This window comes from Pseudomonas sp. GW458-11-26-14-LB4, assembly GCF_059423925.1.
The window spans coordinates 243314-261788 of record NZ_JBWKYU010000008.1; the positions used below are offsets into that span (position 1 = coordinate 243314).

The 18475-nt window shown below is 59.3% G+C and carries 14 protein-coding genes; 4 read left to right on the plus strand and 10 right to left on the minus strand.

Annotation, left to right across the window (positions count from 1 at the left end; genetic code table 11):
• Window positions 1-60 precede the first annotated feature (60 nt).
• From prfB to AC07XZ_RS13450, 8 genes are all read right to left on the minus strand, one after another.
• A protein-coding gene (prfB, locus tag AC07XZ_RS13415; RefSeq protein WP_102621447.1) for a peptide chain release factor 2 occupies window positions 61-1156 on the minus strand; the annotation gives its coding sequence in 2 pieces (ribosomal slippage) (window positions 61-1083 and window positions 1085-1156; 1095 coding nt in all).
• 106 nt (window positions 1157-1262) lie between these two features.
• Window positions 1263-2264 carry a response regulator gene (locus AC07XZ_RS13420; protein WP_011332645.1) on the minus strand — a complete coding sequence of 334 codons (1002 nt, stop codon included), beginning with the start codon at window positions 2262-2264 and terminating at the stop codon, window positions 1263-1265.
• Window positions 2265-2312: 48 nt separating this feature from the next.
• Window positions 2313-3323 carry a chemotaxis response regulator protein-glutamate methylesterase gene (locus tag AC07XZ_RS13425; protein WP_102686534.1) on the minus strand — a complete coding sequence of 337 codons (1011 nt, stop codon included), beginning with the start codon at window positions 3321-3323 and terminating at the stop codon, window positions 2313-2315.
• Window positions 3320-5614, minus strand: coding sequence for a hybrid sensor histidine kinase/response regulator (locus AC07XZ_RS13430; protein WP_102686533.1), 2295 nt, complete (start codon window positions 5612-5614; stop codon window positions 3320-3322). The genes AC07XZ_RS13425 and AC07XZ_RS13430 overlap by 4 nt, the downstream gene beginning before the upstream one ends.
• Complete coding sequence (locus AC07XZ_RS13435) at window positions 5611-6294, minus strand: chemotaxis protein CheW (protein ID WP_102686532.1); 684 nt, start codon at window positions 6292-6294, stop codon at window positions 5611-5613. Before AC07XZ_RS13435 ends, AC07XZ_RS13430 begins: the two co-directional genes overlap by 4 nt.
• Window positions 6291-7568, minus strand: a complete 1278-nt coding sequence (locus AC07XZ_RS13440) for a CheR family methyltransferase (protein WP_102686531.1) — start codon at window positions 7566-7568, stop codon at window positions 6291-6293. The genes AC07XZ_RS13435 and AC07XZ_RS13440 overlap by 4 nt, the downstream gene beginning before the upstream one ends.
• Window positions 7565-8101, minus strand: coding sequence for a chemotaxis protein CheW (locus AC07XZ_RS13445; protein WP_102686530.1), 537 nt, complete (start codon window positions 8099-8101; stop codon window positions 7565-7567). Before AC07XZ_RS13445 ends, AC07XZ_RS13440 begins: the two co-directional genes overlap by 4 nt.
• The gene (locus tag AC07XZ_RS13450) at window positions 8101-9723 is read right to left on the minus strand and encodes a methyl-accepting chemotaxis protein (protein ID WP_039769604.1); all 1623 of its coding nucleotides are present in this window, start codon (window positions 9721-9723) and stop codon (window positions 8101-8103) included. Before AC07XZ_RS13450 ends, AC07XZ_RS13445 begins: the two co-directional genes overlap by 1 nt.
• A 524-nt stretch (window positions 9724-10247) precedes the next feature.
• Here AC07XZ_RS13450 and AC07XZ_RS13455 point away from each other — a divergent pair.
• The 4 genes from AC07XZ_RS13455 to AC07XZ_RS13470 all read left to right on the plus strand — a co-directional run bounded on the left by AC07XZ_RS13455 (window position 10248) and on the right by AC07XZ_RS13470 (window position 16312).
• The gene (locus AC07XZ_RS13455; protein ID WP_039767797.1) at window positions 10248-10763 is read left to right on the plus strand and encodes an Hcp family type VI secretion system effector; all 516 of its coding nucleotides are present in this window, start codon (window positions 10248-10250) and stop codon (window positions 10761-10763) included.
• A gap of 131 nt (window positions 10764-10894) precedes the next feature.
• Complete coding sequence (locus tag AC07XZ_RS13460; RefSeq protein ID WP_207252604.1) at window positions 10895-12970, plus strand: type VI secretion system Vgr family protein; 2076 nt, start codon at window positions 10895-10897, stop codon at window positions 12968-12970.
• Window positions 12913-13800 carry a DUF4123 domain-containing protein gene (locus AC07XZ_RS13465; RefSeq protein ID WP_102688595.1) on the plus strand — a complete coding sequence of 296 codons (888 nt, stop codon included), beginning with the start codon at window positions 12913-12915 and terminating at the stop codon, window positions 13798-13800. Before AC07XZ_RS13460 ends, AC07XZ_RS13465 begins: the two co-directional genes overlap by 58 nt.
• A 19-nt stretch (window positions 13801-13819) precedes the next feature.
• Complete coding sequence (locus AC07XZ_RS13470) at window positions 13820-16312, plus strand: LysM peptidoglycan-binding domain-containing protein (protein ID WP_102688596.1); 2493 nt, start codon at window positions 13820-13822, stop codon at window positions 16310-16312.
• Between the two features lie 32 nt (window positions 16313-16344).
• On the opposite strand, the gene AC07XZ_RS13475 is transcribed toward AC07XZ_RS13470, so the two are convergent.
• A complete protein-coding gene (locus AC07XZ_RS13475) occupies window positions 16345-17346 on the minus strand; it encodes a formylglycine-generating enzyme family protein (protein WP_102688597.1) in 1002 nt (333 codons plus the stop codon).
• Between the two features lie 88 nt (window positions 17347-17434).
• A complete protein-coding gene (locus tag AC07XZ_RS13480) occupies window positions 17435-18430 on the minus strand; it encodes a formylglycine-generating enzyme family protein (RefSeq protein WP_102688598.1) in 996 nt (331 codons plus the stop codon).
• Between the last annotated feature and the right edge of the window lie 45 nt (window positions 18431-18475).

Consider the following 18475-nt stretch of genomic DNA (forward strand, 5'->3'; position numbering starts at 1 on the left):
CGCCAGCAGGCTGGCTCCTACAGAGATCGAGTTGAATCAGCCGATCCTGTATTGCGTTTCTTACAGGCCCGATTTCAGGCTGGCTTCCAGGTATTCGTCGATGTCGCCGTCGAGCACCTTGTCGCAGTCACTGCGTTCGATGTTGGTGCGCAGATCCTTGATCCGCGACGCATCGAGCACGTACGAACGGATCTGGTGACCCCAGCCGATATCCGACTTGGTGTCTTCCAGCGCCTGGGACGCCGCGTTGCGCTTCTGCATTTCCTGCTCGTACAACTTGGCCCGCAGCATTTTCATGGCGGTGTCCTTGTTGGCGTGCTGGGAACGTTCGTTCTGGCAGCTCACCACGGTGTTGGTCGGTACGTGGGTGATACGTACGGCCGAGTCGGTGGTGTTTACGTGCTGACCACCGGCACCGGAGGAACGATAGGTGTCGATCCGCAGGTCTGCCGGGTTGATTTCGATTTCCACCTTGTCGTCGATCTCTGGCGAGACGAAAACTGCGGAGAACGAGGTATGGCGACGGTTGCCGGAGTCGAACGGGCTCTTGCGCACCAGACGGTGCACGCCGATCTCGGTACGCAGCCAGCCAAAGGCGTATTCGCCCTTGATGTGCACGGTCGCACCCTTGATCCCGGCGACTTCACCGGCCGACAGCTCCATGATGGTCGCGTCGAAACCGCGTTTGTCGGCCCAGCGCAGGTACATGCGCAGCAGGATGTTGGCCCAGTCCTGTGCTTCGGTGCCGCCGGAACCGGCCTGGATGTCCAGGTAGGCGTTGTTCGGGTCCATCTCGTGGCTGAACATACGGCGGAATTCGAGCTTGGACAGGGACTCTTCGAGACCTTGAAGGACTTCGACGACGTCGTTGACCGCGCCCTCGTCGTTCTCTTCAACGGCCATGTCCAGCAGCTCGCGGCAATCGGCCAGGCCACCGTTCAGTTCGTCGAGGGTATCGACGATCTGCGCCAGCGCAGCGCGCTCGCGGCCCAGTTCCTGGGCGTATTCAGGTTTGTTCCAGACTGCAGGATCTTCAAGCTCGCGATTGACTTCGATCAGACGCTCATGCTTTTGATCGTAGTCAAAGATACCCCCGAATAGTTTCGGAGCGCTCGGACAGGTCCTTGATGGTGTTCAGGATCGGGTTGATTTCCATGACGGGCAGCACTCGTTGGCGAACTTTTGAAAGCCGGCGAGTATAACGTAATCAAGCTGTCACGGCAGCCCGTCTGGCGGCTCTTGAGGCGAATGAACCCGATGGTTCATTCGATCCCCACCTGATTGCGCCCGTTGTTCTTGGCCAGGTACAGGCCACGGTCCGCCGCCGAGATCAGCAACCGGCAGTCGCTGCCCGACTCCGGCACCATGGTCGCCAGGCCGATGCTGATGGTCAGGCTCGAGCCTTCGGCTGGGGCATTGTGCGGAATCTTCAGCGCCGCGACCGTCTGGCGCAGCTTTTCCGCCACCAGTCGGGCCCCGCCAGGCGAAGTGTTCGGCAGCACCAGCGCAAATTCTTCGCCGCCATAACGCGCCGGCAGATCGGACGGCCGGGCACTGGCCTCGCGGATTGCCGTGGCGACCTTGCGCAAGGCCTCGTCACCTTCAACGTGGCCGAAGGTGTCGTTGTAGGACTTGAAGTAATCGACGTCGATCATCAGCAACGACAACTGGCTCTGGTCGCGCAACGAACGACGCCATTCCAGTTCCAGGTATTCGTCGAAGTGCCGGCGGTTGGACAGCCCGGTCAGGCCGTCGGAGTTCATCAGCCGTTGCAGGACGAGGTTGGTGTCGAGCAATTGCTGCTGGCTGACCCGCAACGCGCGATAGGCCGCGTCCCGTTGCAGCAACGTCATGTAGGAGCGCGAGTGATAGCGGATGCGCGCCACCAGCTCGATGTTGTCCGGCAGTTTCACCAGGTAATCGTTGGCCCCGGCGGAGAACGCCGCGCTCTTGATCAGCGGGTCTTCCTTGGTCGACAGAACGATGATCGGAATGTCCTTGGTCGCCGGGTGATTGCGGTATTCGCGCACCAGACTCAGGCCGTCGAGGCCGGGCATCACCAGATCCTGCAGGATCACGGTCGGCTTGATCCGCACCGCATGTGCCACGGCAAGATGCGGGTCGGAGCAGAAGTGGAAGTCGATGTTCTCCTCATTCGACAGCCCACGGCGCACGGCTTCGCCGATCATCGCCTGATCGTCCACCAACAACACCATGGCGGCGTTCTCGTCGGTTTTGATGTCATCGATCTGTAAGTCATTCATGGGCGGTCACCTGAGTGCTGCGGGGGCCAGGATTGCGGATGGATGTGTTCATTTGGGGAAAATCTCCAGCAATCGTGGCGCTATCTTTTCCAGTGGACGGATTTCTACGGCCGCGTCGATGGCTGCGGCAGCCTTGGGCATGCCGTACACCGCACTGCTCTGCTGATCCTGCGCGATGGTCAGGTAACCCTGTTGGCGCATGAGCTTAAGCCCTTGCGCCCCGTCGCGTCCCATCCCTGTCAATAAAACCCCTACTGCGTCACCGTTCCAGTAACTGGCGACGCTTTCGAAAAATACATCGATCGAAGGGCGGTAGATCTCGTTGACCGGCTCGGCGGTGTAGGCCAGCGTGCCGTTCTTGAGCAAACGAATATGGTGGTTGGTGCCGGCCAGCAGCACCGCGCCGGCCTGCGGCGGTTCGCCTTCGCGGGCCAGACGCACGTCGAGGCCGCTGGCGCTGGCCAGCCATTCGGCCATGCCGGCGGCAAACACCTGATCGACATGCTGCACCAGCACGATGGCCGCCGAAAAGTGGCGCGGCAGACCTTTGAGCAAGACTTCCAGCGCGGCCGGGCCACCGGCCGAAGAGCCGATCGCCACCAGCCGCTGGCGCGAGGCGGTACTGCGCGGTGTCGCAGGTGCCGGGCGTGAGCGGGCGGTTTTCTCGCCGATCAGCCAGCCGATATTGAGGATTTTGCGCAGCAGCGGCGCCGCCGCTTCCTGAGGATTGCCGCCGCCGATGGCCGGGGTATCTACCACGTCCAGCGCGCCGTGGCCCATGGCTTCGAACACCCGGTGCACGTTCTGCTGACGGTCCACGGTGACGATGACAATCGCGCACGGGCTCTCGGCCATGATCCGGCGGGTGGCCTCGACGCCATCCATCACTGGCATGATCAGGTCCATCAGGATCAGGTCCGGGGTGTTCTCCGCGCACAGGCGCACCGCTTCGGCGCCGTTGTTGGCGACCCACACCACCTGATGCGCCGGCTCGAAGGCCAGCGCGCGACGCAGGGCCTCCACCGCCAGGGGCATGTCGTTGACGATTGCGATCTTCATGCCCGCGCTCCTCCGATGAGCTCAACCACCGCGTCGAGCAGGGCGTCGTCATGAAAACTGGCCTTGGCCAGATAATAGTCGGCGCCGGCGTCCAGTCCACGGCGGCGGTCTTCCTCGCGATCCTTGTACGACACCACCATCACCGGCAGCGATTGCAGACGGTTGTCGCGGCGCAACAACGAGACCAGTTCGATGCCGTCCATGCGCGGCATGTCAATGTCGGTGATCAACAGATCAAAATCCTCCGAACGCAAGGCGTTCCAGCCGTCCATGCCATCCACCGCGACGGCCACGTCGTAGCCGCGATTGAGCAGCAGCTTGCGTTGCAGTTCGCGCACGGTCAGCGAATCGTCGACCACCAGAATCCGTTTGCGCGCGGCTTCCGCGGCCTGATTACCGTGGCGGGCAATGCGCTCCAGACGCCCGGTATTGAGCAGTTTGTCCACCGAACGCAGCATGTCTTCAACATCGACGATCAGCACCACCGAGCCATCGTCGAGCAAGGCCCCGGCGGAAATGTCCTGCACCTTGCCCAGCCGTTCGTCCAGTGGCAGCACCACCAGCGTGCGCTCGCCAATGAAACGCTCGACCGCCACGCCGTAGATCGCATCGCGCTCGCGGATCACCACGACTTTCAGGGTCTCGCCGCTGTTCTGGCTGGCCGGACGTTGCAATAACTGACTGGCCGCGACTAGCCCGACATGCCGGCCTTCGTGCCAGAAATGCTGGCGCCCTTCGACCTGCACGATGTCCTCCGGCGCCAGATCGCACATGCGCTCGATGTGCGCCAGCGGGAAGGCGTAGGCCTCGTCGCCGACTTCCACCACCAGGCTGCGCACCACCGACAGGGTCAGCGGCACTTCGAGATAGAAACGACTGCCCTCGCCCGCCGTCTGCTCCAGCACCACCGCACCGCGCAACTGGCGGACCATGTGCTGAACAGCATCGAGACCGACGCCACGACCCGACACTTCGGTGACCTTGTCGCGCAGGCTGAAACCCGGCAGAAACAGAAAGGTCAGCAGTTCCTCTTCACTCAACTGGGCGGCGGTTTCCGCGGGCGACAACTGACGTTCGACGATGCTGCGGCGGACCTTTTCCAGATCCACACCATTGCCGTCGTCGCTCAGTTCCAGCACCAGCAGACCGGCCTGATGCGAGGCGCGCAGACGGATCAGGCCTTCCTCGGACTTGCCCTTGAGCAGGCGTTCCTGTGGGGTTTCGATGCCGTGATCGACCGCGTTGCGCAGCAGGTGCGTGAGCGGTGCTTCGAGTTTTTCCAGTACATCGCGGTCGACCTGAGTCTTCTCGCCCTCGATCTCCAGCCGCACCTGTTTGCCGAGACTGCGACCGAGGTCGCGCACCATCCGCACCTGACCCGACAGCACATCGGCGAACGGCCGCATGCGGCAGGCCAGCGCGGTGTCATAGAGCACTTGCGCACGCTGACTCGCCTGCCAGGCAAACTCGTCGAGTTCGGCGTTTTTCTCTGCCAGCAACTGCTGGGATTCGGCGAGCAAACGGCGCGCGTCTTCCAGCGCCTCTTGAGCTTCAAGGCTCAGGGCGTGTTCCTTGAGATGAACGTTAAGACTTTCCAGCGCCCGCAGGCCGTTGTTCTGCATGCGTTTGAGGCGCTGCATCGTGGCCAGGTGCGGCTTGAGGCGCTGGGTTTCCACCAGGGATTTGCTCGACAGATCGAGCAGGCTGTTCAGGCGTTCGGCGGTGACCCGCAGCACCCGCTCGCCACCTTCGGTGGTGCGTTTGCTCTTGCGAGGCGCGGGTTCCGGCTCGGCAACCTCGACCGGAATTTCAACCGGCGCCGACTCAACCACCGGCGGTGGCTGAAGCTGCAACTCGGCCATCGGTGGCGCACTCGGAGCGGCGGGCACCACGGCCGGTGCCGCCGGGTCGAGCAAACCGCCCATCAACGCCACGTAAGCCTCGATGTCCGCCGGTTGCGGGCCATTGGCCGGGGTGGCGATGCGCATCAACAGATCGGTGCCCTGCAACAGCGCGTCGATATGCTCGGGGCGCAGGAACAACCGCCCTTCCTGGGCGCTGACCAGACAGTCCTCCATCACGTGGGAAACGCTGACGCCGCTGTCGATGCCGACAATCCGCGCCGCGCCTTTCAGCGAGTGCGCCGCACGCATGCACGATTCGAGCTGATCGGCCTGGGTCGGGTTGCGCTCCAGCGCCAGCAGCCCGGCGCTGAGCACCTGGGTCTGGGCTTCGGCTTCGAGGCTGAACAGCTCGAGCAAGGAGGCGTCGCGCATTTGCTCGGGGGTCATGTGAGGCTCCGGGACACGGCGGACAACAGCTGCTCTTCATCCAGCCAACGCAGGCTGCGACCTTTGAAAGGCAGCACGCCTCGGGTGTATTTGGCGCTGGCCTGTGCGCCGGACCGCGATGCGGCATCGAGAATTCGCTCGTCGATGGCGTGAATCCCGTCGACCTCGTCCACCGGTACCACCACCGGCCCGCCCTGGGCCGAGATGATCAGCATGCGCGGCATGATTCGAGCGCCGGTCGCCGGGGCCGCATTGTTGTCGAGGTCCAGCAGTTCAACCAGCGACAGGCACGCCACCAGCGCACCGCGCACGTTCGCCACCCCGAGCAAGGCCCGGGAGCGCTGGTGCGGCAGCGAGTGAATCGCCTGCAACGGCGCGACCTCCACCAGACTGCGCGTGGCCAGGCCGAGCCATTCTTCGCCGAGGCGGAACATCAGCAGCGACCGGGTTTTCAGCTCGGTTTCGACCTGGGTCGCCACCGGATCACGCTCATCCTGCTGCAACGCATAGCGGTCGAGCAAACGCGTGGCCGCGGCGGAATACACCGAGCAATTGCGGCAATGGATGTGCTCGTCCAGCAGCGGACAGGACTTGTCGCCGTGGATGCCGATGCGGTTCCAGCAATCGTCGATGGCCCGGGCGTCTTCGTGGGTGACGTTCAAGGTGTCGGACGGGATCATCGTTTACGCTCACTGTCGGCGGTGCGGTCGCTGCGGGCGGCGCGCTCCTGCAATCGCCTGGCGCCGGCCGTGTCGCCCTGGGCTTGCAGCAGCGCGGCGAGGTGCATCAAGGCTTCGGGGTGTTGCGGTTCGAGGTACAGCGCCTTGCGGTAAAAGCCCTGGGCTTCGAGGGCGCTGCCGGCGACATCGCTCAGCAGGCCGAGCCAGTAGAACACCTGGGCCACCGGCTCATGGCTGCGCAAATACTGTTGGCACGCGGCCCGGGCCTCGGCACTTCTGCCTTCGTTGGCCAGGGCGGCGATGTTGGCCAGCAAAGTCGCGGCGTCGGGGTTGGTGCTTTTAGCCGTCGCGGGCAACGGCGTCACGCCAGCAAACGGACGGTTGCGCACCGGCGGTGGTGGCGTGCTGCGCAGCGGTTGGCGCACAGGTAACGGCAGCGGAATCGCGGTCGGCGCCGGCAACGGTTCGGGTTGTGGATCGCTGTGACGGCTGAAAGCAAAGGACTGTGGAATCCCGATCGAGCGCATGCCCAACCGCCCAAGCAGACTACCCTCGGCCGGGCCGATAAACAGCACGCCATCGACATGGGTCAGGCGCTTCAGCACCGCGAATACCTGCTGCTGGGTCGGCTGATCGAAATAGATCAGCAGGTTGCGGCAGAACACGAAATCGAACGGCGGCTCGTTGACCAGCAATGACGGATCGAGCACGTTGCCGACATGCAAGCGAACCTGCTCGCGGACGATTTCATTTACTCGATAACCCTCGTTCTCGGCGAAAAAATGCCGCTCACGAAAGTCCAGCTCCTGGCCACGAAACGAGTTCTTGCCGTACAGCGCCCGCCGCGCCTTGTCCACCGACAACGGGCTGACGTCCATGCCATCGACCTTGAACTGATGGGGCTTGAGGCCCGCATCGAGCAAGGCCATGGCAATCGAATAGGGTTCTTCACCGGTGGAACACGGCAGGCTGAGGATGCGCAACGCGCGCATGTTGTTCAGCTCGCCCAGGCGTTTGCGCGCCAGTTTGCCCAAGGTGGCGAAGGATTCCGGGTAACGGAAAAACCAGGTTTCGGGGACGATCACCGCTTCGATCAGCGCCTGCTGTTCATCCCGCGAGCCTTGCAGGGTCTGCCAGTACTCATTGGCATTCACCGTTTGCGACAGGGTGATGCGCTGGCGCACAGCCCGTTCGATGATCGCCGGCCCGACCGAGGCGACATCGAGGCCGATGCGTTCCTTGAGAAAATCGAAGAAGCGCTGGTCGCTGCTCATGGCTGCTCCTCAAGCCGCGCCGGATCCAGCGGTGGCGTCGGGAACAGCAGCGTACGCACCGACTCGTCCAGCAAGTCGTTGACCCGCACCCACTGCACCAGCCCTTGGGCGTCTTCACGCACCGGGCCGAGGTACGGCGCCTGACGATTGTCGAGGCCGTACGGCCGGAAATCCTCCGGTTTGCAGCGCAGGGTGTCGGTGGCCTGCTCAAGGATCAGACCCAGCCATTGCGAGGCTTGCGAGTCATCCGCGCGGTAATGCACCAGCACCAGCCGTGTGCTGGTGCGCGCTTCGGCAGCGTGGCCGAAGGTCAGGGCACTGAGGTCGATCACCGGCACCACCGTGCCGCGATAGGCAAACACCCCCGCCACCCAGTGCGGCGCCCGGGCAATCGGCTTCAACGGCAGGCGCGGCAGCACTTCGGCCACTTCCGTGGCGCGCAAGGCGTAGCGTTCGCTGCCGATGCGAAACAGCAGGAACAGCGCCTGCTTCGCCACCGGTGCAGCGCTGCGTTTGGCGGTGATTTCGCTCATCAGACTTTGAATCGCGAAACGCCGCTGCGCAGGCCCACGGCCACCTGGCTCAGTTCGTCGATGGCGAAACTGGCCTGACGCAACGACTCGACCGTCTGGCTGCTGGCATCACCCAGCTGCACCAGCGCGTGGTTGATCTGCTCGGCACCGGTGGCCTGGGCCTGCATGCCCTCGTTGACCATCAACACCCGCGGCGCCAGCGCCTGCACTTGATGGATGATCTGCGACAGCTGCTCGCCGACCTGCTGCACTTCGGCCATGCCGCGACGCACTTCCTCGGAGAACTTGTCCATGCCCATCACCCCGGCAGACACCGCCGACTGGATCTCGCGGACCATCTGCTCGATGTCATACGTGGCGACAGCCGTCTGATCCGCCAGACGCCGCACTTCAGTGGCGACCACCGCGAAACCACGGCCATATTCACCAGCCTTCTCCGCTTCAATCGCGGCGTTCAGGGACAGCAGGTTGGTCTGGTCGGCGACCTTGACGATGGTCACCACCACCTGATTGATATTGCCGGCCTTCTCGTTGAGGATCGCCAGTTTGGCGTTCACCAGATCCGCCGCGCCCATCACCGAGTGCATGGTGTCCTCCATGCGCGCCAGGCCTTGCTGCCCGGAACCGGCCAGCACCGAGGCCTGATCGGCGGCGGTGGAGACTTCGGTCATCGTGCGTACGAGGTCGCGGGAGGTCGCGGCGATCTCGCGGGACGTAGCGCCGATTTCAGTCGTGGTCGCAGCGGTTTCGGTGGCGGTGGCTTGCTGTTGTTTGGAAGTGGCCGCAATCTCGGTCACCGAGGTGGTGACCTGCACCGACGAGCGCTGGGCCTGGGACACCAGCGAAGTGAGCTCGGTCATCATGTCGTTGAAGCCGGTTTCCACGGCGCCGAACTCGTCCTTGCGGTCGAGGTTCAAGCGGCTGCTCAGATCGCCGGTGCGCATGATGTCGAGGATCTGCACGATGCGGTTCATCGGCGCCATGATCGCGCGCATCAGCAGCAGACCACAGAACCCGGCGGCCAGCACGGCCACCAGCAGCGAGACGAACATGCTGACCTTGGCCGCCGCCACGGCCTCATCAATGTTGGCCATGGCCTTGTCAGCGACTTTCTTGTTCTCGCCAATGATGTCGTTGAGCTTCATCCGGCCCGAGTACCAGGTCGGAGTCAGTTGTTCGTGGAACAGCTTGACGGCGTCGGCTTCCAGATTGCGTTTGTGCAGATCGAGCACCGCATCCTGAATTTTCAGATAGGCGTCGTGATATTTCTCGAACGCCGCGAATTCGAGCTTGTCCTCGTCCGTCACCACCGTGCCACGGTAATTGGCCATCTGTTCCTGAAGCCGGGATTCGAAAGCCTTGTAATCGGCCGCATCTTCACTGCTGACGCCCTGCCCCTCCTTGAGGCCCAGCAGTTCCTGGGTCTGCAGGTAACTGTCGACCCACGCGCCACGAATCATCGAGCTGTAATAGACGCCGGGAATCGCGTCGTCACGGACGCTGTTTTCACTGGCCTCGATCTTCAGCAGCCGCGAATACGAGACGACCACCATCAGCAACATGATGGCGATAATCACCGCAAAGCTCGCCAAAATGCGTTGGCGCAACGTCCAGTTCTTCACAGTCAGTCCTCGGGCGGGTCGAAATGCGGGGGAGTATAGCTGAGGGCGGTGTTTCATTTATAAGACGGTTTGCCGCGCTCTGGCCTTCCGGCATTAAACGGGGTGGGCTCTGGACAGGGACTTTCAAGGAATCGGAGGGTGGCGTGCCAGTGACGCAATGGCAAAAAGGGGCGATGGATTGGCCATTTCGGGTTTAGATGATCTGCAGGCACGGTAGCCATGTGCCATGGTGCGCAACTTCTTGCGCACTTGTTTCGCGAAATCGCCGCCTGACTTCGCTACAGCCCCCGGTTACCGTCGCCTGTAGCCGAGTGCGCAACTTCTTGCGCAGTACTGCGCAAGAAGTTGCGCACTTTTGCTTTCATTGCTGTTCAAAAAACGCTCAAACCCGCGGGCCAGAGCGGCGAAGTCCCCGGCTACCGGGGACGTGGCAAAAGCTGGCACGCTCCTTGATAACAGTCAGCCACCCACCGGGCGATTTCGCCTCCCGGGCACCCTAACTTTATCCGCAAGGAGCACCTCCCATGGCAACACCAGCGTACATGTCGGTTACCGGCGAAAAACAAGGCCTGATCACTGCCGGCGCCTTCACCGCCGACTCCGTTGGCAACACCTACCAGGAAGGTCACGAAGACCAGGTCATGGTTCAGGCGTTCAGCCACGACGTGATCATCCCGCGTGACCCGCAATCCGGTCAGCCAACCGGTCAGCGCGTTCACAAGCCAGTGATCATCACCAAGGTCTACGACAAGGCTTCGCCTCTGCTGCAAGCGGCTCTGACCTCCGGCGAGCGCATGAGCGAAATCGTTATCCAGTGGTACCGCACTTCGGCTCAAGGTACCCAAGAGCACTACTACACCACCAAACTGGAAGACGCGATCATCGTCGCCATCAACAACAAAATGCACAACTGCCAGGATCCATCGAACGCCCACTTCACCCACCTGGAAGAAGTGCAGTTCACCTACCGCAAAATCACCTGGACCCACGAAGTATCCGGTACTTCGGGTTCCGATGACTGGCGTGCTCCAGTCGTTTAATTACGGCTGATCGTTTCAAGCATCGGCCAGCTCTGCTGGTCGATGTTGTTTACGCCCCTCCAGAATTTCGCGTGCGTTGAACCGCTTGACGGTCATCGACGAACGCCGCTGTACAGCACGAGGAACAAGGGATGTTCGCGCCGGCCAATGAAACCCACTTTGCCCTGACCATCGAAGGTCTTTCCGCCGATTTTCAGGTATTCACCCTGACCGGCCGGGAAGCCATCAGCCAGCCTTTCGTATTCGAGGTGGAGCTGGTCAGTGAGCAGCCGTCGCTGGACCTCGAAACCCTGCTGCACAAACCGGCCTTCCTGCAGCTGTCGCCCGACGGCAGCGGCATCCACGGCCTGATCTACCGCGCCGCGCAAGGCGATTCCGGCAAGCGCCTGACGCGCTACTCCGTGACCCTGCGCCCGCAACTGGCGTATCTCGCGCACCGGATCAACCAGCGGATCTTCCAGAACCTCAGCGTGCCGAAAATCATCGGCAAGGTCCTCGAAGATCATGGCATCCAGGGCAACGCCTACGCCTTCCAGACCGGCTCGATCTACCCGGAGCGCATCTACTGCGTGCAGTACGACGAATCGGACCTGCATTTCATCCAGCGCCTGTGCGAAGAAGAAGGCATTCACTACCACTTCCAGCACAGCGCCACGGGCCACAAACTGGTGTTCGGCGATGACCAGACGGTGTTCAAGAAACTGGCGCCGGTGGCCTATCAGCAGGACTCCGGCATGGTCGCCAGCAACCCGGTGATCAAGCGCTTCGACCTGCGTCTGGAAACCCGCACCAGCCGCACCACCCGCCGCGACTACGACTTCGAAAAACCGCGCCTGACGCTGGAAAGCGAAAACCGCGGCGACGCCCTGCCCGACCTCGAGGACTACGATTACCCGGGCCGTTTCGTCGACCGCGAACGCGGCAAACACCTGGCCAAACGCGCCCTCGAACGCCACCGCAGCGACTTCCAGCTCGCGGAAGGCAAGAGCGACCAACCTCTGCTGGTCAGCGGCCATTTCCTCGCGCTGAAAGAACACCCGAAGGCCAAGTGGAATGACCTGTGGCTGCTCACCGAAGTCCACCACGAAGGCAAGCAGCCGCAGGTGCTGGAAGAGTCGGTGACCAGTGACACCACCGCGCTGAAAGACGATTTCCATCAGGGTTACCGCAACCGCTTCCAGGCCACCCCGTGGGACGTGCCGAACCGCCCGCCCCTGCGCCACCCGAAACCACGCATCCTCGGCAGCCAGAGCGCCGTGGTCACCGGCCCTAAAGGTGAAGAAATCCACTGCGACGAATACGGCCGCGTGAAAGTCCAGTTCCACTGGGATCGTGAAGGCCAGGCCGACGACAAGACCAGCTGCTGGCTGCGCGTGTCTTCCGCCTGGGCCGGCGCCCAATACGGCGGCATCGCCATCCCGCGCATCGGCATGGAAGTGCTGGTCACCTTCCTCGAAGGCGACCCCGACCAGCCGCTGATCAGCGGCTGCCTGTACCACAAGGAAAACACCGTCCCGTACGCCCTGCCGGCGAACAAGACCCGCACCACCTTCAAGACCCTGAGCTCGATGGGTGGCGGCGGCTTCAACGAACTGCGCATCGAAGACAAGAAAGGCCAGGAACAGATCTTCCTCCACGCCCAGCGCGACTGGGACGAGAACATCGAACACGACCAGAAAATCCGCGTCGGCAACGAACGCCACGACGTCGTGGAAAAGAACAGCTACACGGAATTCAAGGCCGAAGAACACCACACCGTCTACGAAGACCGCAAAGTCGAAGCCCGCGCCAACGATCACCTGACCGTGGGCGTGAACCAGCACATCAAGATCGGCACCGGGCAATTCATCGACGCCGGCCAGGAAATTCACCTGAGCAGCGGCATGAAAGTGGTGCTGGAGGCTGGGGCTGAACTGACATTGGTCGGCGGTGGCAGCTTCATCAAGATCGATGGCGGCGGCGTGACCATGAGCGGGCCGGCGATCAACATCAACTCGGGTGGTGGACCGGGGAGTGGCACGGGGGCCGCCCCACTGCTGCCGGGCGTGTTGAAGCAGGCGGATGCCGACAAGGCTGGCCAAGTCGTCAAACCCTCCCTCGGCGCCTTCAAGGCACAGTCAAAGGCAGGCGTGCTGTTGCCGACGCCGTCATGTCATCTCGACGCGACCGGGTGCTGTCCGGTTCACCAGACGGGAGCGTCAGCATGATTAACTCCATCCAGTCGCCTTTCGAGCAGCCTGCGACAACCGAGGCAATGTGCCTGATTCTGGATCGCAGTTTTGATCCGGACCTGCTGAGCCACCTGTTTCGAGGTGAAGAACAATCCAGGCCCAGCTGTATTCCATTGTTTACAAACACGCTTTACGCCGAGCTCCAGCCTGCTGGCCCCTACGTCGTCATGTACCCGGAAAAGCATTCGGCTGCGAGTTACGCCAGCGAACTGCTGGAGCAATCCGATGCAGGGTGTGTCGCCTGGTTGAGTGATCCGGCCTTGCTGGATCAGGGCATTGAACACTGGCGCAGTCTGCTGACCGTGAAAACCGATGAAGACCCTCAGCAAATGATGCGTTTCTATGAACCGCGCTGGCTGGAGCCTCTGCTACTCAGCCTCAGCGAAGCTGAAAAAGCTCAATTCATCGGCCCCTTCAGTGGCATAGCCTGGCGCAACGAGATCGGCTGGAGGTATTACGCCAAGTCGCCTCAAAGCGCTTCAACGGAAACTCAGGCTCCGGGCTGGCTGTATTTGAGCCAAGAGCGCCAGGCGCTGATCGAGCAGGGCCGGCTGAAGGTGATAGCGACTCGTTTTGCCGACGATTATCACGAAGTCTTGCCCACGGAGGACGCCGTCGAATTCGTCCACCGCCAATTGCTCGCCGGCCAGGACATGGGCTACGAGCAAATGGCCGACCAGGAGCGATGGCTTCGAGTCGCCATCCAGCGTGGGGACAGTTTCTGGGATCACTCACCGGCCGCCGAATTACTGGCGCGTGACGACGTCGCGCTGGGCGACAAGCTGATGCAATTGGAAAGCCTGTGAATCACAAGGACGATGCGCAATGAGCAACACCTACACCGTTAAGAGCGGCGACACTCTTGGCAGCATTGCCGCCGCCAACAAATGCTCCGTGGCGGATCTTCGGGGACTGAACCCGATCATCACAGATCCCAATCACATCAAGGTCGGCTGGGTACTGAAATTACCTGCGGCCAAAGCCCTGCCACCATCCAAACACGCCGACAACCAAAGCACGACGGCTGTCAAAGGTGCCGTCGAGTGCAAGGACGAACTGGTCGATGTCGTACACATCACCGGAGATGAACACTTTTACGTACTGACTGAAAAAGAGTCGAAAGACCTCAAGCAGCAGAGCGACCTCGTCAAAAAACTCATGGACGAGCTGCATCAGAATCTGGCCAAGGCGACCGAAGCCAGCAAATGCGCCAAGACCAAGGATCCGCAGGCTGGCTGCTCCTGCTCGCGTTGTGTCAAAGATGACTGGAACGCCAAGGCCGAGGAAGCAGGCCTGCTGCAACGTTCCCCTCCCCCAGTGGAAAAACCGAAAACTGTCATCGAGCGCAAGGAGGATCTGCAAGGCCAACTGGCGACCGTGCAAAAGGCCCGTGACTGGTATCAGCGCTACAAGCCGCAGCCCGCGTTCGAAGGCAACTATCTGGAGACCAACTGGGAAGGCCTGCAAGCCAAAAAAGTTGCCGAGCTCAACGCGGAGATTCAGTCACTGCGCAACCGGATTGCCGCACAAGGCAAAGCTGAAGCCGGCGACAGCTCCACCAGTGCCAACGGTGCAGCACCAGACATCAAACATGGCAAAGGGAAAGCCTCGGACACCCAGAAAGGCAAGCAGGTCAAAACCGGGATTACGGTGGTCGAATACATTTCCTTCCGTGACCCGTCTCGCCGCCACTACATCCCGGTGCGCACCCGAGAACAACTCACCTGGAGTGTCAAAGTCCCTACCAGGGTGATGCAAGGCAAACCACTGGACAAGAATCTGGCCAAGGATCTGATCAAGGACATTCGTACGGCGGTCAATGATGGTCGCAAGACCAGCCCTCTGGGCAGCCTGGAAGCCAAATTCACATCGTGGACGAGCAAGGACGACAACCTGCTCAACGCTCTGCACAAAGAATGCTCCTGGACCTCCAACGAAGCGGACTCCGCGATGTACGCGGTGTCGGCCGAAGCCCACGCGTTCCGTTTCGCTGCCACGGCCAGTGCCGGTATCAACAGTTGGGAACCCGGCAAAGGCAACATCGAACTCGGCGTCAAAGGCAGCGCAGCAATCTCTCTGGCTGAAGGCTCCGTTGCACTCAAGAGCTACTTTCCCGACCAGGGTGGCTACGTGGTGCGCATGCCGTACCGCAATGCCGAAGGCAAGGAAGTGGTCAGCGACATCGGCATCTTCCGGCTCGACGGCAAGGTGGAATTGTCTTGCTTCCTTGGCGCCACCGCGCAAGGCCAGGCAGGTGCCAAAGCCCAATACAAACCCAAGGAAGCAGAAGCCTCCGGTGTGACCGCGCTGTTGAGTACGCCCGACCTGGCCGTCGACAAGAAACGCGGCGGCAGCCTCGGCCTGAAGGGCAACGCATTCGCGGGCGTTCAAGGTGGCGGAACCATAACCGGAACGTTGAAGTGGCTTGATTCCACCAAACAAGGCGTGGGCAAGATCACGCCCGGACAGGCGAATGACAGTGGGAGTACGGACTGGTCGAGTCTGGTGGAAATCAAGGCGGAGGGGAATGTCGCACTCGGAATCGGAGCGAGTTTTGATTTTGGTATCGAAATTCGCGCCGACCGGTTGGCAATTAATTGCAAGGCAAGCTTAGTTTTCGGACCGGGTGCAGGTGGTGGCTTTGGTACGTCGATAGACTTAGAAAAAATTGGTGATTTGATCTATGTCTTTTGCAACGCGCTATCAAAAGCAGACTTCCACTATCAGTTGGCGGTGAGTAAGGATGCCTTCAACTATATGGCAAGAGGAATGTTCAGAATAGCTACGCAGCCAGGCGAAGCATTTGATGAGGGCTTTCGGAAGATTGGACTTTGGTGGGACGATCGACAGGCAACTAAGGTAGAAGCCCAAAACCTCGCAAAATATCTAATCAACAACCAGGCCATTAAAATAAAAAACAAGAAAATACCACTTGAAATTTTACCACCTGAAACCATTGGCCCGATGCTTCATTTATTAACCGAAAGCTTTGTGGAAAGCTGGGCTGAAGACCAGGAAAAAGCTGCTGTATTATTACTTTCCCATCTACGCAGCTGGAGACACTTCATTGAGGTATTAGAATGCTGCTCAAAAGATGGCAGCAAGGTTAATGCAATGAAAAGCCTGAATCGACTAAACTCCTTACTTGATGGGAAGGAGCAGCAACAATTTAACCGTTTCATTGGAACGTTAGCAGTAAATACCGACAGCAGGGCGCAGGAATATGGAATGCTTGCGTGGAGCCCCGGCCAGCCTTGGCGTAAAGAAAAGACGTTGATAGCAGCAAGACGGAGCAGCCACTTTGACAATTTGGCTTAATTAAAGGCGCTTTCAGCGCCTTAACTTCTATACTAATTTAATGATACTGACTGAACAGCACATCGAAAACCTGCGTCACCCGTATGATATTTTTGCATTGGGCTCACAGCCCAGCGACGGACCATTGGCGCGGCAGATAATGGAGCTTCCAAGACCGTTGAGCCGCGCCTGATTTTTTGAGTACCAAATTCTGGTCCTTGCGGATTTTCAAGAGGAGAGACTTTGTAATAGTCTTTACCGTACCAGTCACTAACCCAATCAGTCGAGTTACCAGAAAAACCATATATCCCCAATGGATTAGGTGCGAAGCGATCCACTGGAAAGTTATTCTCCTCGTCTTCGACTGGAAAATTCCTCCCAAAGTCCAGACTTCCACTGTCCGTAGGAAACAAAAACTTTTTCCCACGACTGCGCGCAGCGTATTCCCATTGAGCTTCAGTCGGCAGCCCCACCGCATAGCCACTTAGGTCCCCCAGCCACTGGCAATAATCTCTGGCCTCCTGCCAAGTTTGAGTTGGCGCAGGTAAATTAGGCTGATATCTAAATTTTAAATCTTCACGCTCTCGGTACTCCTGATCGAATAGAGACTTTTTGTTTACAAAAAAATACAAATCAAAATCACCCAGAACCACTTGAAACTTAGAAATGTAATACCCACTCAGCACTACCGAATGCACAAAATCATCATCACTATCAGGACTTATACTGCAAAGCTGATCCGAATCTTGCCCGCATGGCCAAGCACATACATTTCTTTCGTCATACTCACACGCCCAGCCAAAGTCACCCATATCAAACTGGCCTCCCTCGACAAAAATCATATTATCAATCGACTGAACTACCATATTGAGTACTTTCCCCCGCAGTTCAGTGGAGAGATTCGGGTAATTAGTCTTTATAGTTTCCGCGATCGATGCGACCTTTTCCGAACTGAGGCTCTTACTGACTGGCAGCGAATCATGTTCTGCTTTGCAGCCGAAAATTATAAAAAACACTGCAAAGACGAATACCCACCGACACAAAACTGACAACATCCTTATCATCCTAAAACATCTAAGAGCATCGCTACCGCCAGACCAACATTGTCATCTTCACCAATGCAAAAAACGCTTGAAAAAGCAGTCATTGCAGACGTCCCTCTGACTGAATAGCGCAGCGAAAACCAGTACCAGGATAATAGGCTTCCTGTTCTGGTTTATCCGGCCAGCGTCTAACTATAGATGCGGCGGACATTGGGCCTTCTGGATAGTAGGAGCCTCGCTTAACCTTATATGTACCTTTGTCCGGTCCTTGAGGATTTTCCACTGGTGACTGTCGGTAGTATTCCTCATCGTACCAATCATTAACCCAGTCAGTCGCGTTACCTGCAAGACTGTAAATACCCAGTGGACTGGGTGGAAATTTAGCAATTGAAAACGTTCTACCCCCTCCTTCCACAGGATAGTTTTTCCCAAAATTCAAACTACCTGTATCAGTAGGAAAAAGAATATGTTGGCCGCGATTACGGGCAGCAAACTCCCACTGCGCCTCGGTAGGCAAATCCACCGAATAACCGCTAAGACTGGCAATCCAGTGACAATAATCCTTGGACTCTTGCCAAGTTTTGGTAAATGCAGGCAAATCACGTTGATAGCGAAACTTCAAATCCTCACGTTCGCGTTTTTCAGCATCAAACAGAGGTTTTCCGTTTGCAACAAAGAACAAATCGAAATCACCCAGCGAGACTTGAAACTTTGAAAAATAATAGGAACTCAATTTGACCGGATGAACAAAGTCATCATCGCCAGTACTGCTGATATTACAAAGCTGGTCCGGATCCTGTCCGCAAGGCCAAGTACAAACATCCGTTTCGTCGTATTCGCAAGCCCAGCCAAAGTCGCCCATATCAAACTGGCCACCTTCGACAAACACCATATTGTCAATCGACTGCACTACGGTGTTGAGGACCTTTTCACGCAGATCGGTGGAGAGGTTGGGATACTTGGTTTTGATGGTTGCCGCAATCGACGCGACCTTTTCCGGTGTCAGACTTTTGCTGACTGGCAATGGGCCGGATTCGGCCTCGCAGCCGGCCAGAAAAAACAGGGTCGGGAGGGCAAGCACAAACTGACGTAGCACGGGCAATTTCCTTATAGGGTGCGTCAAAGGCCAAACCTTAACATC